Annotated in this window: 20 protein-coding genes and 1 tRNA gene; 15 read left to right on the forward strand and 6 right to left on the reverse strand. The window is 66.9% G+C overall.

Annotation, left to right across the window (positions count from 1 at the left end):
- Positions 1-396 precede the first annotated feature (396 nt).
- From mksF to mksB, 3 genes are read right to left on the reverse strand one after another with little or no spacing between them, the layout of a single operon-like run.
- Positions 397-3198 (reverse strand): Mks condensin complex protein MksF, encoded by a 2802-nt coding sequence (mksF, locus tag OXS31_RS11730; RefSeq protein WP_267399118.1) that lies wholly within the window; start codon positions 3196-3198, stop codon positions 397-399.
- On the reverse strand, positions 3195-3872 hold the full coding sequence (gene mksE, locus OXS31_RS11735; protein ID WP_267399119.1) for an Mks condensin complex protein MksE: 678 nt from the start codon (positions 3870-3872) through the stop codon (positions 3195-3197). Before mksE ends, mksF begins: the two co-directional genes overlap by 4 nt.
- The gene (mksB, locus tag OXS31_RS11740) at positions 3862-5124 is read right to left on the reverse strand and encodes an Mks condensin complex protein MksB (protein ID WP_267399120.1); all 1263 of its coding nucleotides are present in this window, start codon (positions 5122-5124) and stop codon (positions 3862-3864) included. The genes mksE and mksB overlap by 11 nt, the downstream gene beginning before the upstream one ends.
- Positions 5125-5285: 161 nt before the next feature.
- Between mksB and OXS31_RS11745 the strand changes: the two genes are divergently transcribed.
- Positions 5286-6113, forward strand: a complete 828-nt coding sequence (locus OXS31_RS11745) for an energy transducer TonB (protein WP_267399121.1) — start codon at positions 5286-5288, stop codon at positions 6111-6113.
- On the forward strand, positions 6110-6562 hold the full coding sequence (gene rimI / locus OXS31_RS11750; protein ID WP_074584026.1) for a ribosomal protein S18-alanine N-acetyltransferase: 453 nt from the start codon (positions 6110-6112) through the stop codon (positions 6560-6562). Before OXS31_RS11745 ends, rimI begins: the two co-directional genes overlap by 4 nt.
- A gap of 13 nt (positions 6563-6575) precedes the next feature.
- On the opposite strand, the gene OXS31_RS11755 is transcribed toward rimI, so the two are convergent.
- Positions 6576-7109, reverse strand: coding sequence for a hypothetical protein (locus tag OXS31_RS11755; RefSeq protein ID WP_027599131.1), 534 nt, complete (start codon positions 7107-7109; stop codon positions 6576-6578).
- Positions 7110-7236: 127 nt separating this feature from the next.
- Here OXS31_RS11755 and otsB point away from each other — a divergent pair, with 127 nt between their 5' ends.
- Both otsB and otsA read left to right on the forward strand, forming a co-directional pair.
- Positions 7237-7995, forward strand: a complete 759-nt coding sequence (gene otsB, locus OXS31_RS11760) for a trehalose-phosphatase (RefSeq protein ID WP_267399122.1) — start codon at positions 7237-7239, stop codon at positions 7993-7995.
- Position 7996: 1 nt separating this feature from the next.
- Positions 7997-9448, forward strand: a complete 1452-nt coding sequence (otsA, locus tag OXS31_RS11765) for an alpha,alpha-trehalose-phosphate synthase (UDP-forming) (protein WP_027599133.1) — start codon at positions 7997-7999, stop codon at positions 9446-9448.
- Between the two features lie 273 nt (positions 9449-9721).
- On the opposite strand, the gene OXS31_RS11770 is transcribed toward otsA, so the two are convergent.
- Both OXS31_RS11770 and OXS31_RS11775 read right to left on the reverse strand, forming a co-directional pair.
- Positions 9722-9798 (reverse strand) — tRNA-Met (locus OXS31_RS11770).
- Between the two features lie 132 nt (positions 9799-9930).
- Positions 9931-10845: a MurR/RpiR family transcriptional regulator gene (locus tag OXS31_RS11775; RefSeq protein WP_027599134.1), complete on the reverse strand. Its 915-nt coding sequence runs from the start codon at positions 10843-10845 to the stop codon at positions 9931-9933.
- A 230-nt stretch (positions 10846-11075) separates the two neighbouring features.
- Between OXS31_RS11775 and iolC the strand changes: the two genes are divergently transcribed.
- From iolC to OXS31_RS11830, 11 genes are all read left to right on the forward strand, one after another.
- Positions 11076-13013: a 5-dehydro-2-deoxygluconokinase gene (iolC, locus tag OXS31_RS11780; RefSeq protein ID WP_267399123.1), complete on the forward strand. Its 1938-nt coding sequence runs from the start codon at positions 11076-11078 to the stop codon at positions 13011-13013.
- 25 nt (positions 13014-13038) lie between these two features.
- Positions 13039-13938, forward strand: a complete 900-nt coding sequence (iolE, locus tag OXS31_RS11785; protein ID WP_267399124.1) for a myo-inosose-2 dehydratase — start codon at positions 13039-13041, stop codon at positions 13936-13938.
- Between the two features lie 11 nt (positions 13939-13949).
- Positions 13950-14765 (forward strand): 5-deoxy-glucuronate isomerase, encoded by an 816-nt coding sequence (gene iolB / locus OXS31_RS11790; protein WP_027599137.1) that lies wholly within the window; start codon positions 13950-13952, stop codon positions 14763-14765.
- 52 nt (positions 14766-14817) lie between these two features.
- Positions 14818-16317: a CoA-acylating methylmalonate-semialdehyde dehydrogenase gene (locus tag OXS31_RS11795; RefSeq protein ID WP_267399125.1), complete on the forward strand. Its 1500-nt coding sequence runs from the start codon at positions 14818-14820 to the stop codon at positions 16315-16317.
- 13 nt (positions 16318-16330) lie between these two features.
- A complete protein-coding gene (gene iolD, locus OXS31_RS11800) occupies positions 16331-18268 on the forward strand; it encodes a 3D-(3,5/4)-trihydroxycyclohexane-1,2-dione acylhydrolase (decyclizing) (protein WP_267399126.1) in 1938 nt (645 codons plus the stop codon).
- Positions 18269-18311: 43 nt separating this feature from the next.
- Positions 18312-19322, forward strand: a complete 1011-nt coding sequence (locus tag OXS31_RS11805; RefSeq protein ID WP_267399127.1) for a Gfo/Idh/MocA family oxidoreductase — start codon at positions 18312-18314, stop codon at positions 19320-19322.
- A 42-nt stretch (positions 19323-19364) separates the two neighbouring features.
- A complete protein-coding gene (locus OXS31_RS11810) occupies positions 19365-20459 on the forward strand; it encodes a Gfo/Idh/MocA family oxidoreductase (RefSeq protein ID WP_267399128.1) in 1095 nt (364 codons plus the stop codon).
- A 111-nt stretch (positions 20460-20570) separates the two neighbouring features.
- Positions 20571-20741 carry a hypothetical protein gene (locus OXS31_RS11815; protein WP_169886958.1) on the forward strand — a complete coding sequence of 57 codons (171 nt, stop codon included), beginning with the start codon at positions 20571-20573 and terminating at the stop codon, positions 20739-20741.
- Positions 20742-20868: 127 nt separating this feature from the next.
- A complete protein-coding gene (locus tag OXS31_RS11820; protein ID WP_027599141.1) occupies positions 20869-21795 on the forward strand; it encodes a sugar ABC transporter substrate-binding protein in 927 nt (308 codons plus the stop codon).
- A 442-nt stretch (positions 21796-22237) separates the two neighbouring features.
- The gene (locus OXS31_RS11825; RefSeq protein WP_144956339.1) at positions 22238-23791 is read left to right on the forward strand and encodes a sugar ABC transporter ATP-binding protein; all 1554 of its coding nucleotides are present in this window, start codon (positions 22238-22240) and stop codon (positions 23789-23791) included.
- Positions 23792-23852: 61 nt separating this feature from the next.
- Positions 23853-24878 carry an ABC transporter permease gene (locus OXS31_RS11830; protein ID WP_007161522.1) on the forward strand — a complete coding sequence of 342 codons (1026 nt, stop codon included), beginning with the start codon at positions 23853-23855 and terminating at the stop codon, positions 24876-24878.
- Positions 24879-24934: the final 56 nt, after the last annotated feature.

Consider the following 24934-nt stretch of genomic DNA (forward strand, 5'->3'; position numbering starts at 1 on the left):
GAAAAGTTTGGCCGAGTGCTAAAGTGCCTAGGCGCTGGGGGCAGAGAATTGGCCAGCGGACACCTGACGCTACGTAGCTGAGGTTGCCCTCACCCTAGCCCTCTCCCGGGGGGGAGAGGGGACCAGGAGCGGAGTGGCGGAGAGCTTGGCGCGGAGCCTGCTAGACGGTCACTGGTGGCACTCCGAAAAGAGCACAGGAGCTACAACAGCCCGGCTATTGCGGCCATGGCAATCCGCCGATGCCGCCGCTCCTACAAGGAGGCATGCCGTAGGAGCGGCCCATGGCCGCGATCAGCTGGATGTTGGGCGTCGCTGCGCTCAACCCAACCTACCGCAGCGTTACGCGAGCAAGAAAAAGCCCGGCAGATGCCGGGCTTTTTGCGTTCTGGCAGGGGCTCACGCAGGTTCGGGCAGGGCCAGGTCGCGTTTGGCGATGTATTTCCAGTCGGCTTCGTCGATGTAGATGCCGCTGGGGCCGCTGCCGCCTTCGAGGTCGATGGCGACCTGGGCGCTGACCTGGGGTTTGACGCTGGCCAGGATGGGCACGAAACCCAGTTGCTGGCTGGTCTCGATCAGCGCCTGCTGGTTGCGTTCGTCGATGTCGGCGGCTTCGTCCAGGTAGTAGGGCAGGCGGATCTTGGCGGCCTGCTCCCGGTCCATCAGGTGCAGCAACAGGTACATGTTGGTGAGCGCCTTGATGGTCATGGTGGTGCCGTTGGAGGCGGCGCCGTCGATGTCGGTGTGCAGGATCGGCTGGCCGCCCTGCTTGGTGATCTCGAAGGCCAGCTCGAAGAGGTCCTTGAGGCCGAGCTGGTTGCCGTTGGCGGCCACCAAACGCGCCAGGTATTCCTTGGCGTCCTCGTTCTTCTGGTCCTGGCTGCTGTCCTGGGTGAGATCGAAGACCGACAGGGTTTCGCCTTCCTCGTACTGACCGGCGCTGTGGATGATCTGGTCGATGTGCTTGAGCGCCTCCTTGTTCGGCGCCAGGACGATGCGGAAGCTCTCCAGATTGGAGACCTGCTTGCGATTGATCTCGCGGTTGAACAGCTGCAGCTGGTGTTCGAGGTTGTCGTAGTCGCTGCGGATGTTTCTCAGGGTCCGGGCGATGTCGGTGACGGCGGCGCGGCGGGCCTTGGCCAGGGTCAGGGCTTCGTCCTGGCGATGGGCATAGGCGTTGACCAGCAGCTGCAGGCGGCGCTCGGGATCTTCCTCGTTGTCGAACTTGGCGACGCCCTTGAGGCGGACCTGGGCATAGAGCGCCTCGATCTGGGTGTCGGCGCGCTGCAGGGCCTGCCAGGTGTCCTGGTAGTCGTTGAGCAGCGGCAGCAGGTTTTCCAGGGAATCGTCGACCGCCTCCATGAAGGGCGTGCCCTGGGGCAGATCGGTGGGCAGCAGCTGGCGGCGGCGCAGGGCGTCGGCCAGGGTGCGGTCCTTGGCTTCCAGGTCGGCCAGCTGGCGACCGATCAGCTGCAGCTTGGCGGAGAGTTGCTGGACGCGCTCGGTGAAGGCGTCGCCGGCGCGTCTCAGTTCGTCCTGGGCGGCTTCCAGCTGGGCCAGCTGTTCGAGCTTCTCGTTTTCCTCGGCACCCAGAGTTTGGCAGCGACGGAAGTCTTCCAGGGCCTTCTGGGCATCCAGGACCTGCTGGTAGAGGGCTTCGGCCTGGGCCTTGCTGGCCTGGCGGTCGAGACTGACACCCTGCTGCGCCTTGAGCTGCTTGAGTTCGCGCTCCAGGCGGTCCTTCTGGTCACGCAGGGCGGCGCGATCGGCGAGGGCCTGCAGGGTGGGTGGCTCGATGCCCGACAGGTCGAGGGACAGGCCCGGCAATTCGAGGCGATCGCCCTGGAAGCGCGCCAGGATGCTTTCGAAGGTCTTTACCCAGTTGCCGTCTTCGCTCAGTTCGACGCCCTTGGGGCCGAGTGGCAGGCTGAACAGCTGGCCATTGAACAGCCGCATCAGGCGGTCGACGTCGGCCTGGCTGAATTCCTCGCGCAGGCGGGCGTAGCTGTTGTTGTCCGCGTGGTCGAGTTGCTGGCGAATAGCCTTGAGGCGCTGCTCCAGCTCGCGGACGCGCTGGTCTAGGTCTTCGCTGCTGAACTGGCGGGCCTGGGACAGGGCGCCGGCCAGTTCGTCGTGGGCGTCCTTGGCGGCCAGCAGCTGGGCTTCCAGGGGCGCGGTGGAGTCCACCAGGGCGAAGCGGTGCTTGAGCTGCGCCAGCTCGGCGAGCCAGCGCTGCAGGCTGCTGATCTCGCGCTCGCGGCGCATCAGTTCGCTGGTGCCGTCGCGCTGGCTCTGCTGCAGACCGTCCTGTTCCTGGCGGTAGTGTTCGGTCTGGGCCAGGAGTTCGTCACGGCGGTCCAGGGCGTAGTGCTGCCAGGTGCCGAGCAGACTGTCGAGCAGCGGCGAGAGGCGATGCAGCTTGCCCCTCAGGCGGTCGCGTTGCTCGACGCCATTGGCCAGGGCTTCGACCAGCGGGCCGGCGGCGACCAGCGACTGGTAGTCCTGCTCCATGCGACGCACGTCGCGGAAGGCTTCCTCGCAGGCGGCGATGTAGTCGACGCTGCCGGATCTCAGGCTGTGCTCGAAGGCATCGAGAAACAGCTGCTTGAGCTTGGCCGCGGTGATCTCGCGCATGTGCAGCAGGTTGATGAACAGGGCGCGGAAGGTCTTGAGGCTCTGTTCGCTGGTGGATCGCAGCGGGATCAGGGTCAGGTCCAGCGGGATGCTGGTATGGCCGCCAACCAGCAGGCGACGCAATTCCTCGGGTTTGACTTCATAGGCCTTGAGGCCGGCGCGCTCCAGACTGGCGAAGAGTTCGCGCTGGCGCAGGCAGGCGCCGTCGCGCTGGTAGTGGGCCAGGTCCAGTTCGCCGGCATAGGCGAAGAACTGGTGGCCGAAGCCGCCCCCCGGGCCGCGACCGGCCACGCCGATGACGTGGGGGCCGTGGGCCAGGCGCAATTCGATGAGGATGTAGCTGGTGTCGGTGGCGAAGTAGAACTTGCGCGACTGCTCGTTGCTGTACTTGCCGAAGCTCATGTCGGAGAGCCGCGCCAGGATGGGGAATTGCAGGGCGTTGATCGAGGCGCTCTTGCCCAGGTTGTTGGCGCCGTAGACCGACAGCGGCTGTTCCAGCGGGAAGAGGCCGAGGCTGTAGCCGGCGGTGTTGAGCAGGGCGAAGCGGCTGATGCCGTAGCGGATCATAGGTCGAACTCCCGTTCTGCGGCCATGGCGCGGGCCAGGGCAGCCTCTTCATCATCCTCGTCGGCGCCTTCCTGCTCGCTGCCGTCTTCGTCGCTGGCGAGGGTCGGGGCCGGTAGCGGCAGGTCGCTGGCATGCAGGCCGGCGGCCAGGTCGCGATCCTGCTGCACGGTCAGGCAGACATCGAGAAAGCGGTGCATGGGCGGCAGGAAGCGGTAGGTGCCGTTGCTGTCCAGGGCGAAGCCGAGCTGGGTCAGGCGGCGCAGGATCTTTTCCTCCAGCTCTTCCTGGGTGGTGACCTCGGCCTGCAGGAAGAGGTCGCGGTACTTGTCCAGCAGCGCCGGCAACTCGTGCCGGCCGAGGGTGCCGCCGTCGAGCACGGCCAGGGGGTCGCGGCCCTGGTCGGCCAGGTGCTCGACCAGGATGAAGGTGAACAGCGCCAGGCGCTGGGCGGTCTTGTTGACCTGGGCGCCCATCTGCTCGGGCACGAAGTAGTAGAAGCCGCGCGGATCGCAGACCAGTTCGAAGCCGAGGGCGCGGAACAGCGCGCGGTACTGGTCCTGCTGCTGGCTGAGCTGAGCGTAGCTCTCGGGCTCGCTGCGGGACAGGTGATAGCCCTTGAACAGCTCGCGAAAGATGGGCGCGAGCTGGGTCATTTCGTTGAGATCAAGTTGCATGGGCGTCGCTCGCGAGAGATCGGGCGGTCAGGGCGTAGGAGCACAGGCTGACGCGGTGTTCGAGGGTGTCGTAGTGGCGGCGGTCCAGGCGCTGGCGCTGGAAGCGCGTATCGCGGGACAGGCGTGAGAACCAGTAGAGCAACTCGTCGGTGTCGCCGGCCGGCTCCTGTTCCAGCAGCCAGGCCATGAGATCCGGCAGCGGCAGGGCGTCCTGGCAGAGGTCGAGCATCTCGCGGGCGGTGCGGGGCGCCGCCGGGCGCTCGCTGTCGCGCGGCCGACTGGCCTGGCTGGGGAAGCGCGCCGGCTTGGGTTCGAAGCGGGCCAGGGCGTAGACATAGCTTTCCACCTGGGCGGTGGTGCCGAGAAAGACGCTCTGCGGCCGGCTGAACAGGGGCAGGGCGGCCTGGGGCACGGCGTCGAGGCCCTTGCGGCGGATGGTGGCCAGGGCCAGGGCGGCGCCGCGGGTCACGGCATTGTGCCGACGCGCTTCCTCGCGCAGTGGCAGCAGCAATTCGCGGGCGCGTCTGAGCGCCAGCTGGGCAGCGTTGTGCATCTCCAGGATGCGCGCCTGGGTGCGCAGCAGCAGGTCGTCGTCGACCAGCTGGCCGAGGCGCTGCTGTTCGCCCAGCAGGTGCAGGAGCACCTGCTCGACGCGGTGGACGCCGCGCTCGAAAGCGCCGTCGGCGGCCACCAGCTGGATCATCGGCTCGACGTATTCGTCCCAGGTGGCCAGCACCTCGGCATAGCGCTGGCGCAGGGGGATCTGGCGATCGCTGGTCTTGGCGCGCTCGGCGACGCCCTCCAAGGCATGGCCGTCGTTGGCCAGCTTCTTGAGGACATCGCGCACGCGCATGTCCAGCAGGCGCAGCTGGCGGACGAGGTCGGGGCCGTCGCGGTTGTCGAAGGCTTCGCGGATGTGGCCGGCGAGGCGCTCCAGGTGGCGCAGGTAGGCCTCGATCTCCAGGCACAGGCCCAGCCGGTGTTCGCGCCTGAGATAGCCGAGGAAATCGTGGATCTGGCCATTGAGTTCGAAGCGATTGGGGCTCTTGGCCACCGGCACCAGAATGTCCAGACGGATCCAGGTGTCGAGGAGGGCGGTGAGGTCGGCCGGCGTGCGCTCGGGCAGCTGTTCGGCCAGGCGGGCACGCAACTCGGCCAGGCCCAGGGTGCCGCTGTCGAAGTGGGCGCACAGCGGGTCGATGAGGTGCCAGTGTTCGGCGAGGGTACGCAGGACGCGTTTGGGGTCGATCATGGCGGGGACCGCACCAGACAAAAGCGCCATTGTACTCCAGACGCCAGAGCCTTCGATGTGACCGCGGTGGGACCGATGGGCAGGGCGGCCTTTCGATCCGCGGCGATCCGCGCGACAATGCCGCCCCGAATTATCCCGCCGCGTGTCCGAAGGATCCGCCCATGTCCGACCCCGCCACCGCCACCAGCCCCGCGCTTGCCGCCGAGGCGCGTCGTCGCGCCTATCTGCAGGCGTTGCAGCTGGATGTCTGGGTGCCGCGCACGGTGTTGCCCTTCGCCGCGCCTTCGCGGCCGGAAGCCCTGTGGGTCGAGGAGCCGGAAGAGGCGCCCGTCGCCGCTCGGGTGGTCCGCCCGGAGCCGGTGGCCAAGGCCGCGCCGGTCGCTGCGGCAGCCGCACCGGCGGCGCATCGGCCGCGTATCGAGATCCCGCGACCCGCGGCGTTGAAGCCGGCCGCGCCTCCCGTGGCCGAGCCGGAACCGGAGCGGGCGCCGCCGCTACCACGGGAGCCGGCGCCGCGCTTCGCCCTGCAGCTGCTCCAGGCCGGGCGTTGCCTGCTGCTGCTGGAGTTGCCCACCGGCGACACCCTGGGTTCGCGCGATCCCGCCTATCTGCTGCTGCGGGATCTGCTGCGCGCTGCCGGCCTGCCGGATACGCCGCGGATCGTCAGTGAAGAACCCATTCGCTGGCCGCTGCTCAACAGCGGTCAACTCGACCAGGGCCCGGCGGCGGCGGCCGAATTCGTGCAGAGCTTCGTCTCGGGGCACCAGGAGCGCCTGGGCGAAGGCCTGGGCCTCTGGCTGATCGGCGGCGCCGCGCGGCGCTGCAGCGGCGTCGCGGATGCGCAGCTCACGGGAGTGGAGCAGGACACCGCCCTGGGACCGGCCTGGCTGGTGCCGGGACTGGATATCTTGATGGAAGAGCCGGCCGCCAAGGCCGCGCTCTGGCAAGCCATGCGCCCGTTGCGGCGCCTCTGGATGGAACAGCAATGAACGATGCGGTGAGCTTTCGGCGGATGACCGAAGCCGATCTGAACACGGTATTGAAGATCGAATATCAGGCATTCAGCCATCCCTGGACCCGCGGCATCTTTACCGATGCGCTGAAGTCCTACGACTGCTGGGTGATGACGGCCGGCGAGCAGCAGGTGGGGCACGGGGTGATCAACGTCATCCTCGACGAGGCCCATCTGCTCAACATCACCATCAAGCCGGAAAGCCAGGGGCGTGGTCTCGGCCTGCGGCTGCTGGAACACCTGCTGCAGGAAGCACGCAAGGCCAAGGCCAACGAGTGCTTTCTGGAGGTGCGCGCCAGCAACCAGGCGGCCTACCGGTTGTATGAACGCTATGGCTTCAACGAGATCGGCCGCCGGCGGGACTATTATCCCGCGGTCGGCGGCCGGGAAGATGCGCTGGTGATGGCCTGTACGCTGCTCGACTAGGCCTTCAGCGGTTTCAGTGATCGGCGCGCTTTTCGTCCAGGTCCAGGCTGGTGTCCCCGGCGAGGTCTTCGTCGTTCGCATCCAGATCGGCGTAGCGGGCGTCTCTCTGGGTCTCGGCTTCGTTGGGTTCGTCGGCTTCGCCGTCCCAGGCCTGGCCGTCCAGGGGATGACTGCGACCGAGTTCGGCTTCGTCCTGGCCGGAGCCGCCGCCGATGTCGCTGTCCTCGACCACGCTCAGCTCCTTGTCGTTGGGCCAGGCATCGCCGTAGTCGGTCGGCGAGCGGGCACCCGTCTCGTCCAGCAGGGTCTCCGGACTGGCGTCGTCCATGGTCGGTTGATGATCCAGGGTCTCGCCACCGGTCATGCCGGCCTGGCGCACGCGCTCTTCGGGAAACTGGCCTTCGTAGTCGCGTTCATCCATCTCGTCGCCGGCACGGCCCTGACGCTCGTCCTTGCGATCGCTGAAGTCGAGTTCGCGCATGTCGCCCATGCGGTCCTGGATGTCGTCGATCTCTTCGGGGGTCTTGGTGATATCGGGCTTGTTCATGGTGGTCTCCAAAGGCAGGGCTGCTAGAGCATCTCCCTGAATCCGACTACGAGCCGGCAAGGGGAATTCCTCGGCACTGCCGGAAGGTGTGAACGAACCATACGGTGACCCGGCAGTCGTACCTTCCATGATCGACCTCGACAGCCTCACCTCATCGGGCCAGCCGCTGGCCTTCTTCTTCGATCTGGATGGCACCCTGGCAGAACTGCAGCCACGTCCGGAACAGGTTTTCATTCCCGCCGAAACTCTCGCTGCGCTCGAGCAGCTGGCGCGCCACCATGGCGTCGCCGTGGTCTCCGGGCGACCGCTGGCGGAGATCGACGGATTCACCAGGCCGCTGCAACTGCCGGCGGCTGGCGTACATGGTGCCGAATGGCGCGATCCCCAAGGCGAGATCCATCGGGTGACCCTGGACGCCGCGGTGCTGGCGCAGGTCGGCGCCCGCCTGGAAGCGGCCCTGGCCGACCATCCGGACCTGCTGCTGGAGCGCAAGAGCGTGGCCTTCGCCCTGCACTATCGCCAGGCGCCGGACAAGGAAGCCCTGGTGCGCGAACTGGCCGAAGGCATCGCCGCCGACCATCGCGAATTCAAGTTGCAACCGGGCAAGTGCGTCTTCGAACTCAAGCCCGCTGCGGCGAGCAAGGGCGAGGCCATCGCCCGTTTTCTCGAACTGGAACCCTTTGCCGGCTGCCTGCCGGTGTTTCTCGGCGACGATCGTACCGATGAAGAGGGGTTCACTGTCGTCAATGCGCGAGGCGGTCTGACCGTCAAGGTAGGAGAGGGGGAGACGGTCGCCAAGACCCGCCTGCCTTCGGTGGAAGCGGTAGCCCTCTGGCTGCAGCAGCTGAGCCGTGACCTCGCGCCACATTATAAGCAAGGAGATTAGGATGAGCCGTTTAGTGGTGGTATCGAATCGGGTGGCCCCGATCGAAGAAGGCAAGGCGACCGCGGGTGGTCTGGCAGTGGGCGTACTGGACGCCCTGCGCAAGTCGGGCGGCATCTGGTTCGGCTGGAACGGCGAGACGGTCAAGGAAAACGGGCCGGCCAAGACCCAGACCAAGGACAACATCGACTACGTGACCTTTGGCCTGACCAAGCGCGACTACGACCACTACTACCGCGGTTTCTCCAACGCCACCCTCTGGCCGATCTTCCACTACCGGATCGATCTGGCGCGCTACAACCGTGAAGAGTACGACGGCTATCGGCGTGTCAACATGGCCATGGCCGAACGCCTGAAGCCCCTGCTCAAGCCCGATGACATCATCTGGGTGCACGACTATCACCTGATTCCCTTCGCCGAAGCCTGCCGCATGCTGGGCATCCGCAACCGCATCGGCTTTTTCCTGCACATTCCCTTTCCGGCGCCGGAGATCCTCACCGCGATCCCGCCGCACAACGAATTGCTCAAGACCCTGTGCTTCTATGACCTGATCGGCTTCCAGACCGACACCGACCAGCTGGCCTTCCAGGACTACATCACCCGCGAGGTACGCGGCGTGCTGGAGAAAGACGGCAGCTTGACTGCCTACGGGCATAACTTCCGCGTGGGCGTCTATCCCATCGGCGTGATGCCGGACGTCATCCAGAAGCAGGCCGAGTCCTATCGCACGCGGCGCCAGTTCATCTCGCGCAGCATCGAGGGCGTGCCCTACAAGACCATCGTCAGCGTCGACCGACTCGACTACTCGAAGGGCCTAGTGGAGCGCTTCCAGGCGTTCGAGAAGCTGCTGGAGCATTTCCCCGAGCATCACCGGGCGGTGCAGTTCGTGCAGATCGCGCCCTCGTCGCGGGCGGACGTGGTCTCCTACCAGAACATCCGCCGTCAGCTGGAGAGCCATGCCGGCCATATCAACGGGCATTTCTCCGAGTTGGACTGGACGCCGATCCGCTACCTGAACAAGAGCTATGACCGGCGCACGGTAATGGGGCTGTTCCGCTCCTCCGACGTGGGTCTGGTGACGCCGCTGCGCGATGGCATGAACCTGGTGGCCAAGGAATACGTAGCGGCCCAGGACCCGGAAAATCCGGGCGTGCTGGTGCTGTCGCGCTTCGCCGGAGCGGCGCGCGAACTCAACTCCGCGCTGATCGTGAATCCCTATGACCATGTCGGCATGGCCGAGGCGCTGGACCGGGCGCTGCGCATGCCGCTGGAAGAGCGCAAGTCGCGCTATGAGGACATGATGCGGGTGATCCGCCAGGCCGACCTGGCCTCCTGGCGCGACAACTTCCTGCGCGACCTGCGGGCCTTCAGCTCCAAGGCGCTGGTGCAGTCCATCGACACCCAGGACGCAGCGGCTGTGGAAGAGGTGGAGAGCAAGCAGAAGGTCGCGCTGTAAGCTGCTTGCGCGGTGATCGAGCCCGGCCTAGGCCGGGCTTTTTCATGGGCGGGGCTGAGGTTGGCGTGAAGGGGGCCCTCACCCTAGCCCTCTCCCGAGGGGAGAAGGGACGAAGAGCGGTGCCAGATGTGGCTTTGGGAGCTTATCCGTGGAGGCGGGCGTTCCCTCACCCTGGCCCTCTCCCAGGGGGAGAGGGGACTAAAGGCGGTGCCACGGTGGACTTTTTCGAGGGCAATAAAAAAGGGCCAGCTTACGCTGACCCTTGAAAATAGGTGGTGGCTACGCAGGGACTTGAACCCCGGACCCCAGCATTATGAATGCTATGCTCTAACCAGCTGAGCTACGTAGCCATCCGAGGCGCGCATTATTGGCAAGGCGCCGGTGGCTGTCAAGCCTTCTGCTCAAGAAATTTCTGTTTGTCGATCAAGCGTTTGCGCAGCCCTGTCGGGGCCTGGCCGGCTGCTGCGTGCGGCCGCTCCCGGCTAGTCGTCCTCGTCCAGCGGTAGCTGGATCTCGTCCATCTTCAGCTCCAGGCGATAGCCCAGGGCCAGGAACAGCGCCTGGCACAGGCAGAGGGTGGCGCTCAGGGAGCGGAAGGCGAAGGCGCTGCCCTCGTTGACCAGCAGCAGCGAATCGGCGCGCTTGGCCAGGGGCGAGAGGTTGCTGTCGGTGATGATCAGCGTCTTGGCCTTGTGGTGCTGGGCGATGCGCACGCACTGCTGACTTTCCTTGCCATAGGGGCTGAAGCTGATGGCGATCAGCAGGTCGCCCTGGGCGATGCTGCGCATCTGCTCGCGATAGCCGCCGCCCAGGCCGGTGATGAGGTGGATGCGCTTGTTGGTGTGCTGCAGGTTGTAGACCAAGTAGTCGGCCACGGCGAAGGAGCGGCGCACACCCACCACATAGATGTTCTCGGCGTTCACCAGCAGGTCGACGGCCTTGTCGAAGGCGGCGTCGTCCAGTTCCTCGGCCAGTCGATCCAGACCCGAGCGGGTGGCGTTGATGCATTCGCGGGCCAGATCGCCGCTGCTGGCGCGCTGGCTCTTGTTGGCGATCATGCTGCGGATGCGCTGCTGGTAGTTCTGCACCGGCGTGGTCTTGTGGGTGTAGGCCTCGCGAAACAGCGCCTGCATCTCGCTGAAGCCCTTGAAGCCGAAGCGCTGGGAGAAGCGCACGATGGCCGAGGGGTGCACCTCGCACTGCCCGGCGATATCGCTGATGCGATCCACCATGACCCTGTCGCTCTGCTGGCTGACATAGGCGGCCACCCGTTTCAGCTGGCGCGGCAGGGCCTCGTAGTCACGGGCGATGCAGGCCAGCAACTGCTCGACGTTGCCGGGCGGATCGGCCAGCGGCGCGCTGCTGAGGGGGTCGTCGGCCGGGGAGTCGGAGGACATGGGCTATCTCACGGTAGGGATTCTTGTGCCGGCAACTTAACCCATTCGCCGGGCGGCGTCGAAGTGGGGCGGCAGGAGCAGTGTACGCCAGTTATGGAAATTAAATTCCATAAAATCTCATGTGGAAAATTTGTTGATTTGTCCGCGGCGTCGTTCTAGCCTGAGCTCACTCACACGTTCGGCCCCTCGGGTCCGCGCGGTTGGCCGATAACAATAAGCAGGAGCCACCCATGGGTGATCATTTCTTCGCCAGCGGGCGCCAGTTGGATGTCATCTGCCTGGGGCGACTGGGCGTCGACCTCTATGCGCAGCAGATCGGGGCGCGGCTGGAAGACGTCAGCAGCTTCGCCAAGTACCTGGGGGGATCCTCCGCCAACATCGCCTTCGGCACCGCGCGCCTGGGGTTGAAGTCGGCGATGCTGACCCGGGTCGGCGACGACCACATGGGGCGCTTCCTGACCCGGACGCTGGCGCAGGAAGGCTGCGACATCCGCGGCATCCAGGTGGATCGCGAGCGCCTCACCGCCCTGGTGCTGCTGGGCATCAAGGACCGCGAGACCTTTCCCCTGGTGTTCTATCGCGAGAATTGCGCCGACATGGCGCTGGGCGCGGACGACATCGACGAGGCCTTCATCGCCAGCGCCAAGGCGCTGTTGATCACCGGTACCCACTTCTCCACCGAGGGGGTGTTCCAGGCCAGCAGCCGGGCCCTGGACTATGCCGAGCGCAATGGCGTGAAGCGGGTGCTGGACATCGATTACCGCCCGGTGCTCTGGGGGCTGACCGGCAAGGCCGATGGCGAGACCCGTTTCATCGCCAGTGCCGAGGTCAGCGCCCATGTGCAGCGCATCCTGCCGCGCTTCGACCTGGTGGTGGGCACCGAGGAGGAATTCCAGATCGCCGGGGGCAGCGAAGACCTGCTCACCGCCCTGCGCCGGGTGCGCGAGGTGACCGCGGCGACTCTGGTGGTCAAGCTCGGCGCCCAGGGCTGCACGGTGCTCCACGGCGCCATCCCGGCGCGTCTCGAGGACGGCGAGATCCATCGTGGTATCCGCGTCGAAGTGCTCAATGTGCTGGGCGCCGGCGATGCCTTCATGTCCGGCTTCCTGCGCGGCTGGCTGACCGGCGGCGACGATGCCGAATGCTGCCGGCTGGCCAATGCCTGCGGCGGACTGGTGGTGTCGCGCCATGGCTGCGCCCCGGCCATGCCGACCCTGGCCGAACTGGACTACCTCCACCACAGTCCGGTGCCCATCACCCGGCCGGACCTCGATCCCGTGCTGACCCGGCTGCACCGGGTCAGCGTCCGCCGCCGCGCCTGGCAACAGCTGTTCATCTTCGCCTTCGATCACCGCTACCAGCTGGTGGAAAGCGCCCAGCAGGTGGGCGCCGATCCGGCGCGGATTCCGGCGCTCAAGCAACTGTTCGTCCAGGCCATCGCCGAGGTCGAGCAGGCGCTGGCGGATCAAGGCGTGGCGGCGGACGTCGGGCTGCTGGCCGACGAGCGCTTCGGCCAGGACGCCCTGAATACCGCCAGCGGCCGCGGCTGGTGGATCGCCCGGCCGGTGGAGCTGCAGAATTCGCGACCCCTGGCCTTCGAGCATGGTCGCTCGGTGGGCAGCACCCTGCTGAGCTGGCCGAACGAGCAGATCATCAAGTGCCTGGTGCAATTCCACCCCGATGACGAGCCGCTGCTGCGCCTGGAGCAGGAGGCCCAGCTCAAGGGGCTGTACCAGGCGGCCCAGGCCAGCGGTCATGAACTCCTGCTGGAGGTCATCCCGCCGAAGAACCATGCGTCCAGCCGGCCGGACGTGCTCTATCGCGCCATCAAGCGGCTGTACAACCTGGGCATCTATCCCGAGTGGTGGAAGATCGAGGCGCAGCCGGCCGCCGTCTGGAGGCAACTCGACCAGTTGATCGCCGAGCGCGATCCCCATTGCCAGGGCGTGGTGCTGCTGGGCCTCAACGCCCCGGCCGAGGAGCTGGCCGAAGGCTTTCGGCAGGCCAGTGCCAGCCAGCGCTGCCAGGGCTTCGCCGTGGGCCGGACCATCTTCGCCCAGCCGAGTCGGGCCTGGCTGGCCGGCGAGATCGACGACCGCACGCTGATCGCGCAGATCCGCAGCAACTTCGAATTCCTGATCCAGGCCTGGCGCGACGCCCGCGCCTGATCGCCTCCTGACGAGCAAGGCTGACATGACCGCACAACAACAACTCAAGATCGGCATCAACCCCATCTCCTGGGCCAACGACGACCTGCCGGCCCTGGGCGGCGACACCCCGCTGGAAACCATCCTGCGCGAGGGCAAGGAAATCGGCTTCCAGGGCTTCGAGCTGGGCGGCAAGTTTCCCAGCGAGCCGAAGGCGCTGGGCGAGGTGCTCGGCCAGCATGGCCTGGAGCTGGTGTCCGGTTGGTATTCCAGTGGCCTGGCGCACCGTGACGTCGAGGCCGAGATCGAGGCGATCCGTCCCCATTGCCGGCTGCTGGCCGAGAACGGCGCCAGGGTACTGGTCTATGGCGAGGTGGCCGGCTCCATCCAGGGGCAGCGGATTCCCCTGATCGAGCGGCCGCGCTTCCACAGCGACGCCGCCTGGCAGACCTATGCCGAGAAGCTCGATCGGCTGGCCGCCTTCACCCTGAGCCAAGGCCTGCGCCTGGCCTATCACCACCACATGGGCGCCTATGTGGAAGCGCCCGAGGACATCGCCCGGCTGATGGCGCTGACCTCCCCGGACGTCGGCCTGCTGTTCGATGCCGGTCACTGCTACATGGGCGGTGGCGATCCCCTGAGCGTGCTGCAGCAACATATCGACCGGGTCTGCCATGTGCACTTCAAGGACGTGCGCAAGGCCGTGGTGCAGCTGGCGCGCAACAACCAGTGGAGCTTTCCGGATTGCATCCTCAACGGCACCTTCACCGTGCCGGGGGATGGCGACATCGACTTCTCGGCGCTGCTCAAGGTGCTGGTTGCCGCCGGCTACCAGGGCTGGCTGGTGGTGGAAGCCGAGCAGGACCCGGCCGTGGCGCCGGCCTACGAATACGCCAAGAAGGGCTACGACCATCTGCGCCAGCTGGTGGCGCAGGCCACTGCCTGAGGAGACCTGTGATGAATCTGCTCGTCAAAGCCGACCGGAGCGCCCGCGACATCGTCAGTGTCCCGGCCGGTGCCTTGGATTATGTCGGCTTCGCCGCCCATCGCCTGCAAGCGGGCGAGTCCCTGCCGGTGCTGGCGGGTGACCTGGAGGTCTGCATCGTGCTGCTCAGCGGCGGCGCCAGTATCGAAGGCGGGCATCCGCAACTGGGCGATTTCGCCTGGCGCGGGCTGGCCGGGCGCCAGAGCGTCTTCGAGGACGTCTCGCCCTATGCCGCCTACCTGCCGCCCGGTAGCGAGGCGCGGGTGACCGCCGACAGCATCGCCGAAATCGCCGTCTGCACCTCGCCGGGCAATCCGGTGGTGGCAGACCGGCTGCCGCCGCGGCTGATCGAGCCGGCGAGCATGCAGCGATCCACCCGCGGCAAGGGCGCCAATACCCGTTATGTCTGCGACATCCTGCCGGACACGGCGGCCGCCCATTCGCTGCTGGTGGTGGAGGTGCGCACCCCGTCCGGGCATTCCTCCAGCTATCCGCCCCATCGCCACGACCGCGACAACCTGCCGGCGGAGAGTCTGCTGGAGGAGTCCTACTACCACCGCATCGATCCGGGACAGGGCTTCGTCTTCCAGCGCGTCTACACCGACGAGCGCGACCTGGACCAGGCCATGGCGGTGGAGGACCACGACGTGGTGCTGGTGCCGCGCGGCTATCACCCGGTCAGCGTGCCCTATGGCTACGAGTCCTATTACCTCAACGTGATGGCCGGCCCCAAGCGGGTCTGGAAATTCCACAACGATCCGCAGCACGAGTGGCTGCTGACGCGCTAATCCCTTTCGCACGCGCCGCAGCGGCGACCCCCAGGCCACCAGGAGCCAGAACATGAGCGACACCCCCGTCATCGGGCACTACATCAACGGCGCGGTCTCGACCCAGGCCGAGCGCTTCAGCGACGTCTTCAACCCGGCCGAGGGCGTGGTCCAGGCGCGGGTCGCCCAAGCCACGGTGCAGACCGTGGACCAGGCCGTCGCCGCGGCCAAGGCGGCCTTTCCCGAATGGTCCGAGCAATCGGCCCTGCGGCGGGCGCGCATCCTGTTCCGCTTCAAGGAGCTGCTCGACCAGCACCACAAGGAACTGGCGGCGCTGATCACCCGCGAGCACGGCAAGGTGCTGTCCGACGCCATGGGCGAGGTGACCCGCGGCATCGAGGTGGTGGAATTCGCCTGCGGCGCGCCGCACCTGGCCAAGACCAGCTACAGCGACAACATCGGCGGCGGCATCGACAACTGGAACCTGCGCCAGCCGCTGGGCGTGTGCGCCGGCATTACCCCCTTCAATTTCCCGGTGATGGTGCCGCTGTGGATGATTCCCATGGCGCTGGCCACCGGCAACACCTTCATCCTCAAGCCTTCCGAACGCGATCCCTCCGCCAGCCTGTTGCTCGCCGACCTGCTCAAGCAGGCCGGGCTGCCGGATGGCGTGTTCAACGTGGTCCAGGGTGACAAGGTGGCGGTGGACGCGCTCCTGCAGCACCCGGACGTGGAGGCCATCTCCTTCGTCGGCTCCACGCCCATCGCCGAATACATCCACCAGGAAGGTACCCGTCGCGGCAAGCGCGTCCAGGCCCTGGGTGGCGCCAAGAACCACATGATCGTGATGCCCGACGCCGACCTGGACCAGGCCGCCGACGCCCTGATCGGTGCCGGTTTCGGTTCGGCCGGCGAGCGCTGCATGGCCATCTCCATCGCCGTGGCGGTGGGCGAGGTGGGCGATGCCCTGATCGAGAAACTGCTGCCGCGCATCGACGCCCTGCGGGTACGCAACGGCGTGGAAGCCGATGCCGACATGGGCCCACTGGTGACCGGTCAGCACAAGGCCAAGGTCGAGGGCTACATCACCAAGGGGGTGGAGGAGGGCGCCAGGCTGCTGGTCGATGGCCGTAACTTCAAGGTGCCCGGCGCCGAGAATGGCTTCTTCGTTGGCGCCACCCTGTTCGACGGCGTGACCCCGGAGATGACCATCTACAAAGAGGAAATCTTCGGCCCGGTGCTGGGCATCGTGCGGGTGCCGGACTTCGCCAGTGCGGTGGCGCTGATCAACGCCCACGAATTCGGCAACGGCGTTTCCTGCTTCACCAGCGACGGCGGCATCGCCCGCGCCTTCGCCCGCACCATCAAGGTCGGCATGGTCGGCATCAACGTGCCCATCCCGGTGCCCATGGCCTGGCATTCCTTCGGCGGCTGGAAGAGGTCGCTGTTCGGCGATCACCACGCCTATGGCGAGGAAGGCCTGCGCTTCTACACCCGCTACAAGAGCGTGATGCAGCGCTGGCCCGACAGCATCGCCAAGGGCGCCGAATTCAGCATGCCCACCGCCAAGTGACCGGGGAGAAGCCATGACCACCCAACGTCTGACCATGGCCCAGGCCCTGGTGAAATTTCTCGACAACCAGTACATCAGCGTCGACGGCGTCGAGACCAAGTTCGTCGCCGGCATCTTCACCATCTTCGGCCATGGCAACGTGCTCGGTCTGGGCCAGGCGCTGGAGCAGGAGGCCGGTGACCTGGTGGTGCACCAGGGCCGCAACGAGCAGGGCATGGCCCATGCCGCCACCGGTTTCGCCAAGCAGAAGCTGCGCCGGCAGATCTATGCCTGCACCTCCTCGGTGGGCCCGGGCGCGGCCAACATGCTGACCGCCGCGGCCACCGCCACCGCCAACCGCATTCCGCTGCTGCTGTTGCCCGGCGACGTCTATGCCAGTCGCCAGCCCGATCCGGTGCTGCAGCAGATCGAGCAATTCCACGACCTGTCCATCAGCACCAACGATGCCTTCCGCGCGGTGAGCAAATACTGGGATCGCATCAACCGCCCCGAGCAGCTGATGAGCGCGGCGATCAACGCCATGCGCGTGCTGACCGATCCGGCCGAGACCGGCGCCGTGACCCTGGCGCTGCCCCAGGATGTCCAGGGCGAGGCCTACGACTATCCCGACTACTTCTTCGCCAAGCGGGTGCACCGCCTGGATCGCCGGCCGCCGGTGGCCGCCGCCATCGAAGAGGCGGTGCAGCTGCTCAGGCGCAAGCGCAAGCCGCTGCTGATCTGCGGCGGCGGGGTGAAGTATTCCGGCGCCGCCGAGGCCCTGCAGCGCTTCGCCGAGCGCTTCGAGATTCCCTTCGCCGAGACCCAGGCCGGCAAGAGCGCGGTCGTCTCCAGCCACGAACTCAATGTCGGCGGCATCGGCGAGACCGGCTGCCTGGCCGCCAACCTGCTGGCCAAGGAGGCCGACCTCATCATCGGCGTGGGCACCCGCTACACCGATTTCACCACCTCCTCGAAATGGCTCTACCAGCATCCCGAGGTGGAATTCCTCAATCTCAACGTGGCCGCCTTCGACGCCGGCAAGCTCGACGGCCTGGCCGTGGTGGCCGATGCCCGCGAAGCCCTCCTGGCGCTGACCGAGGCGTTAGGGGCTACCGACTACCGCGCCGGCTGGGACGGTCAGGTTGGGGAGGCGCGCGAGCGCTATCGCCAGGAGGTGGAACGGGTCTATGCGGTTGGCTACACCGGCGCCGACTTCGTACCGGAGATCGACGACGACCTGCCGCGCGCGGTGCTGGAGGAATTCGTCCGCCTGACCGGTTCGTCCCTGACCCAGAGCCAGGTGCTCGGCCGCCTCAACGAGCGGCTGGACGACGACGCCATCATCGTCGCCGCCGCCGGCAGCCTGCCGGGTGACCTGCAGCGCGCCTGGCAGAGCAAGGGCGTCAACACCTATCACCTGGAATACGGCTATTCCTGCATGGGCTACGAGATCAACGCCGCCCTGGGGGTGAAGCTGGCCGAGCCCGAGCGCGAGGTCTATGCGCTGGTGGGTGATGGTTCCTACCATATGCTGCACTCGGAGCTGGCCACCTCGATCCAGGAGCGGCGCAAGATCAACGTGGTGCTGCTCGACAACATGACCTTCGGTTGCATCAACAACCTGCAGGTCGGCCATGGCATGGGCAGCTTCGGCACCGAATTCCGCTACCGCAATCCGGAGACCGGCCGGCTCGACGGCGACTTCGTGCCGGTGGATTTCGCCATGAGCGCCGCCGCCTACGGCTGCAAGACCTACAGCGTGCGCAGCCTGGAAGAGCTGGAAGCGGCCCTGACCGATGCCCGGCGGCAAACGGTTTCCACCCTGATCGACATCAAGGTGCTGCCCAAGACCATGCTGCACGGCTACCTGTCCTGGTGGCGAGTAGGCGGCGCCGAGGTCGCCACCAGCGAAAAGATCGCCGCCGTCGCCCGGGTGCTCAAGGAAAAAGCCGCCCAGGCCCGCCAGTACTGAGCGCCGCTCACTCCACAACAAGTCCAAATCGGAGAATGAAGTCATGACCTTGAACATCGGTGTCATCGGGACCGGCGCCATCGGCCGCGAACACATCCGCCGCCTGAGCCACACCCTGCTGGGCAGTCGCGTGGTGGCGGTGACCGACATCAACGCCGAACAGGCCGCCCGGGTGGTCCAGGAGCTGGGCATCACCGCAGAGGTCTATGCCGACGGCCATGCGCTGATCGCCGCCGCGGACGTCCAGGCGGTGCTGGTCGCTTCCTGGGGCCCGACCCACGAGGAATACGTGCTGGCCGCCATCGCCGCCGGCAAGCCGGTGTTCTGCGAAAAGCCCCTGGCGACCACCGCCGAGGGCTGCCGGCGCATCGTCGAGGCCGAGCAGGCCCACGGCAAGCGGCTGGTGCAGGTGGGTTTCATGCGGCCCTACGACGCCGGCTATCGCCAGCTCAAGGCAGTGGTCGACGCCGATCGCATCGGCGCGCCGCTGATGATCCACGCCGCTCACCGCAATCCCACGGTGAGCGAGCACTACAGCACCGACATGGCCATCACCGACACCCTGATCCACGAGATCAACGTGCTGGCCTGGCTGCTGGACGATCACTATGTGTCCGCCCAGGTGGTGTTCCCGCGCAAGGCGCCGGCGTCGCGCGAGCACCTGCGCGATCCCCAGGTGGTGCTGCTGGAAACGGCCAAGGGCGTGCGCATCGACGTCGAGGTCTTCGTCAATTGCCAGTACGGCTACGACATCCAGTGCGAGATCGTCGGCGAGCGCGGCATCGCCCGCCTGCCGGAGCCGACCTCGGTGCAGTTGCGCAGCGAGGCGCGGCTGTCCAACGAGATCCTGATGGATTGGAAGGACAGATTCATCGCCGCCTACGACGTGGAGCTGCAGGCCTTTATCGACGACCTCGCCGCTGGCCAGCTGACTGGGCCATCGTCCTGGGACGGCTATATCGCCGCGGTCACCGCCGACGCCTGCATCAAGGCGCAGGACAGCGGCGCCATCGAGCCGGTGACCCTGCCCAGCCGGCCGGCCTTCTACGACTAGGTCGCCCGCGGGGATGAGCTGCCTGCAGGGGAGGCTCCGCACGTGAGAATCGGACTGGTCGGCTACGACGGCCCCGGGCGCCTGCTGCAGGCGCCGCTGATCGCCAGCACCCCGGGCGCCCAGCTGGTGGGGGTGGCGACCAGCTCGCCGGCGCCCTGCGCCGAGCTGAGCAGGGCCTATCCCGGCGTCACCGGCCATGCCGACATGGCCGGTCTGATCGCCGCCGGGGTGGACAGCCTGGTGATCGCCACGCCCCTCGGCGAACGGGCGGCGCAGGTGCGGGAGGCGTTGCTGCGGGGCCTGCCGGTGGTCTGCGCGGCGCCGCTGGCGAGGACCCTGGCAGAGGCCGAGGAGCTGCTGGCGCTGGCCGAACGGCTCGGCGTCCCGCTCTGCATCCATCAACCGCGCCGCTGGGATTCGGATCTGCTTACCCTGGCCCGCCTGCTGCGCGAGAAGCGCCTGGGACGGGTACGCCTCTTCGAGTCGCGCCTGCAACTGACGGACCTGGCCGCGGCGGGCCTGGGCACCGAGGCGGGTCTGCTCCTCGAACTGGGCAGCCATCTGGTGGACCAGGCGCTGCTGCTGTTCGGGCCGGTCGAACGGGTCTATGCCGAGGCGCAGTTCCCTCGTGGCGATCCTGCGCGGGACCGGGAATTCTTTCTGTCCCTGCGTCATCGCTCGGGGGTGGTCTCGCACCTCTCGGGCAGCGGCCTGCAGCGCTGTCCGCAGCGGTTGCGGGTGGTCGGCGAGCGGGGCGTCTATAGCGTCGATGGCCTGGACGGCCAGGCCGCGGCCCTGCGCCAGGGGCGTACCCCGCGCAGCGAAAAGGCCAGCTGGGGCGCCGAGGAACATCAGCGCTGGGGCTGGTTGAGCGTGGGCGAGGAGCGCTCGCGGGTACCGAGCGAACGGGGCCGCTGGGATCTATTCTACGAGAGCTGGCTGGCCGCCCTGACCCAGGGCGCGCCCTTGCCGGTCACGCCGCGGGAAACCCTGGCCTGCCAGGCGATCCTGGAGGCGGCGCGGCAGAGTGCCCGAACGGGTGAAAGCCTTGCGGTAGAGAGTCTCGCAGAGACGGCGGAGCGGCCGCGGGCAGGTGCCCAGGGCCGCGCGCGGCGGTCGTCCGCGAATGTCGAATGAAATTTCTATTTTGCTCTTGTTGTGGAATTAAATTTCCAATAGAGTCGAGAGCAGTTGCACACACGAGTCACCAGGGCCGTGCGCCCCGACAACAATAATAGGTGCCGTCACATGAACCACTCCACGCATTCCTTCCGTCTCGCCCTCGCCACCGTGCACCGCCTCGAGGTGCAGCGTCCCTCCCGGCTGCTCGCCTTGCTGGGCCGGCTGTTCTGCCACGAGCGCAGCGGCGCCGTGCTCTGCGCCTCGCCCGGCGCCGCGGTGTTCTACCGCCCCCACTGATCCCCACCTGTCCGGCGTCCGCCCAGGCTCCGCCCGGTTCAAGACCGCGTGGCGCCCGAGGTGCGCCTGGCCGTTGCGCCTGCCTGATCCCCTTGCTGATCGTCACCCCACGAATGGAGCCTGAACCATGCAGAAAAAAACTCGCTTTGCCACCCTGGCGCTGTCGCTGCTGCTGGGCAGCAGCGCGGCCCTGGCGGACCTCAAGGTCGGGGTGACCATGTCGTCGTTCGACGACAACTACCTCACCTATGTGCGCGAATACATGACCAAGAAGGCCAAGACCGACGGCGTGCAACTGCAATTCGAGGACGCCCGCAACGACGTGGTCAAGCAGCTCAGCCAGGTGCAGAGCTTCATCAGCCAGAAGGTCGATGCGGTCATCGTCAATCCGGTGGACACCGCCGCCACCCGGACCCTGACCGAGGCCGCCACCAAGGCCGGCGTGCCCATCGTCTACATCAACCGCCGCCCCGACGATCCCAAGTTGCCGGCGGGCGTGGTGGCGGTGACCTCCGACGACAAGGAAGCCGGCCGTCTGCAGGCCCAGTACGTGGCGGACAAGCTCGGCGGCAAGGGCCAGGTGGCCATCCTGCTGGGCGATCTGGCCAACAACTCCACCCATAACCGCACCGCCGGGGTGAAGGAAGTCCTGGCCAAGTACCCGGACATCAAGATCGTCGAGGAGCAGACCGCGGCCTGGCAGCGCGACAAGTCCATGGACCTGACCAGCAACTGGCTGCTGGCCGGCAAGGAGCTCAACGCCATCTTCGCCAACAACGACGAGATGGCCATCGGCGCGGCCATGGCCCTGCGCCAGGCCGGCAAGAAGGACGTACTGGTCACCGGCGTCGACGGTACGCCGGATGGCCTGGCCGCCATCAAGCGGGGTCTGGTGACGGTCTCGGTGTTCCAGGACGCCAAGGGCCAGGCCGAAGGGGCCCTCGATGCGGCGCTCAAGATGATCAACAAGACCCCGGGCGAGCAGAACGTGCTGATTCCCTTCCGCCTGATCACCCCGGAAAACGTCGCCGAATTCCAGGCCATGACCAAATGACCTGAGGCGCCGGCGTCGCCCTGGAAGGAGGGCGGGGCGCCGCGCCAGCACGGCTTTCCACACGAAACGGGCAGTCCGGCAGCGGGCTGCCCGTTTCGTCTATTCGGGGTCTTTCCACCCGGTGCCGGCCGGGCCGGAGACCGGTGATCGTTATCACCTAAAAATTCCAAAAAGATATTGACTGGAATTTATTTTCCAATAGAGTCGAGAGCAAGCCAAGACGTACAGCGGCACGCTTGCCTCGGCGAGCGCGCCCTTCAACAAGAATAAAAGGTGCCGTCATGCCATCCCGCTTCCTGTCCCTGCATGGGTCTCCGATCTCCTGTCCGCCGGGCACCTGCCCGCACCTGGCGAATGCCGTCACGGCCAGCCCTGCGCCCCGCACCCCTCACTGACCAGCGGCCCGCGCCGCCCGGTCGGCGCCCGCGAGGAGATCGTGATCATGCTCAGTTCCGCCACCCCTGCCACAGCTCCCGGCCCTGCGGCCACGGCCGCACCCAGCGAATACCTGCTGGAAATCGTCGACGTCACCAAGGAGTTTCCCGGCGTCAAGGCGTTGTCCCACGTGCAGCTGCGGGTGCGTCCCGGCACCGTGCTGGCGCTGATGGGCGAGAACGGCGCGGGCAAGTCGACGCTGATGAAGATCATCGCCGGCATCTACCAGCCCGATGCCGGGGAGGTGCGGCTGCGCGGCGTGCCGGTGCGCTTCGAGACGCCGCTGCAGGCGCTGCAGTCGGGGATCGCCATGATCCACCAGGAACTCAACCTGATGCCCTTCATGACCATCGCCGAGAACATCTGGCTGGGTCGCGAACCGCTCAATGCCCTGCACCTGGTGGACCACGGCAAGATGCGTCGCCAGACCCAGGCGCTGCTGGACCGGCTGCGCATCGCCCTGGATCCGGAAGACAGCGTGGGCAGCCTGTCCATCGCCGGGCGGCAGATGGTGGAGATCGCCAAGGCGGTGTCCTACGACAGCGACGTGCTGATCATGGACGAACCCACCTCGGCCATCACCGAGACCGAGGTGGCGCACCTGTTTTCCATCATTGCCGACCTCAAGGCCCAGGGTAAGGGCATCGTCTACATCACCCACAAGATGGACGAGGTGTTCCAGATCGCCGACGAGGTCGCGGTGTTCCGCGATGGCCAGTACATCGGTCTGCAGCGCGCCGACAGCATGAACGGCGACGGCCTGATCGCCATGATGGTGGGGCGCGAACTGACCCAGCTGTTCCCGGAGCGCACCGCGCCGCGTGACGAGGTGCTGCTGTCGGTGCGCGACCTGGGGCTGGACGGGGTATTTTCCGGCGTCTCCTTCGACCTGCGCGCCGGCGAGGTGCTGGGCATCGCCGGGCTGATGGGCTCGGGGCGCACCAACGTCGCCGAGACGCTGTTCGGGGTGACCCCGGCCACCGCCGGCGAGATCCGCATCGACGGCCAGCCGGTGCGCATGAACGATCCCTGCCTCGCCATCCAGAAAGGCCTGGCGCTGCTTACCGAGGATCGCAAGGACACCGGCATCTTTCCCTGCCTGTCGGTGGGGGAAAACATGGAGGTGGCGGTGCTGAACGGCTTCGCCAGCGGCGGCTTCGTGCAGCAGCAGCGCCTCGATCAGCTCTGCGAGGAGATGCGCCAGCAGCTGCGGGTGAAGACCCCCTCGCTGGACCAGTGCATCGCCAACCTCTCCGGCGGCAACCAGCAGAAGGCGCTGATCGCCCGCTGGCTGATGACCCGCCCGCGCATCCTCATCCTCGACGAGCCCACCCGTGGCATCGACGTCGGTGCCAAGGCCGAGATCTACCGGCTGATCGCCAAGCTGGCCGCCGAGGGCCTGGCGGTGATCATGATTTCTTCCGAACTGCCCGAGGTCCTGGGCATGAGCGACCGGGTGATGGTAATGCACGAAGGCACCGTCACCGGCTTTCTCGATCGCGGCGAAGCCACCCAGGAGCGGGTCATGCACCTGGCCTCGGGCAATCCCGTACTGCACTAGCGCGCGTCACGCGCGGCGGGTGCCTGCCCGCCGCCTCCGGCCTATAACGAGGTAGAACAAGATGAGTGCCCTCCTGGACAAGAAAACCGCCGAGCTACCCACCGCGCGCCCGCGGCGCCGCATCCCCACCGAACTGGGCATCCTGCTGGTGCTGCTGGGCATCGGCCTGGCCTTCGAGGCCTTCGGCTGGGTGCTGCGCGACCAGAGTTTCCTGATGAACTCCCAGCGCCTGGTGCTGATGATCCTGCAGGTCTCGATCATCGGCCTGCTGGCCATCGCCGTGACCCAGGTGATCATCACCACCGGCATCGACCTCTCCTCCGGCTCGGTGCTGGCGCTGTCGGCCATGGTGGCGGCGAGTCTGGCCCAGACCTCGGACTTCGGCCGCGCGGTGTTTCCCTCGCTGACCGACCTGCCGGTCTGGGTGCCGGTCATGGCCGGCCTCGGGGTCGGGCTGCTGGCCGGCGCCATCAACGGCAGCATCATCGCCGTCACCGGCATCCCGCCCTTCATCGCCACCCTCGGCATGATGGTCTCGGCTCGCGGCCTGGCGCGCTACTACACCGAAGGCCAGCCGATCAGCATGCTGTCCGACAACTACACCGCCATTGGCGCCGGGGCCATGCCGGTGATCATCTTCCTGGTGGTGGCGGTGATCTTCCACATCGCCCTGCGCTACACCAAGTACGGCAAGTACACCTATGCCATCGGCGGCAACATGCAGGCCGCGCGCATCTCCGGCATCAACGTCAAGAAGCACCTGATCATCGTCTACAGCATCGCCGGCCTGCTGGCAGGCCTGGCCGGGGTCGTGGCCTCGGCCCGCGCCGCCACCGGCCAGGCCGGCATGGGCATGTCCTACGAACTGGACGCCATCGCCGCGGCGGTGATCGGCGGCACCAGCCTGGCGGGCGGGGTAGGGCGCATCACCGGCACCGTGATCGGCGCCCTGATCCTCGGCACCATGGCCAGCGGCTTCACCTTTCTCGGAGTGGACGCCTACGTCCAGGACATCATCAAGGGGCTGATCATCGTGGTCGCCGTGGTCATCGACCAGTACCGCAACAAGCGCAAGGCCAAGCGCTAGGGCTGGCGCTTTCCCCTCTCCCCTGAGAGAGGGCTACGCTTGCACCCGACCGCTTT

This window comes from Pseudomonas sp. GM_Psu_1, assembly GCF_026544185.1.
Lineage (GTDB): Bacteria > Pseudomonadota > Gammaproteobacteria > Pseudomonadales > Pseudomonadaceae > Chryseomonas > Chryseomonas oryzihabitans.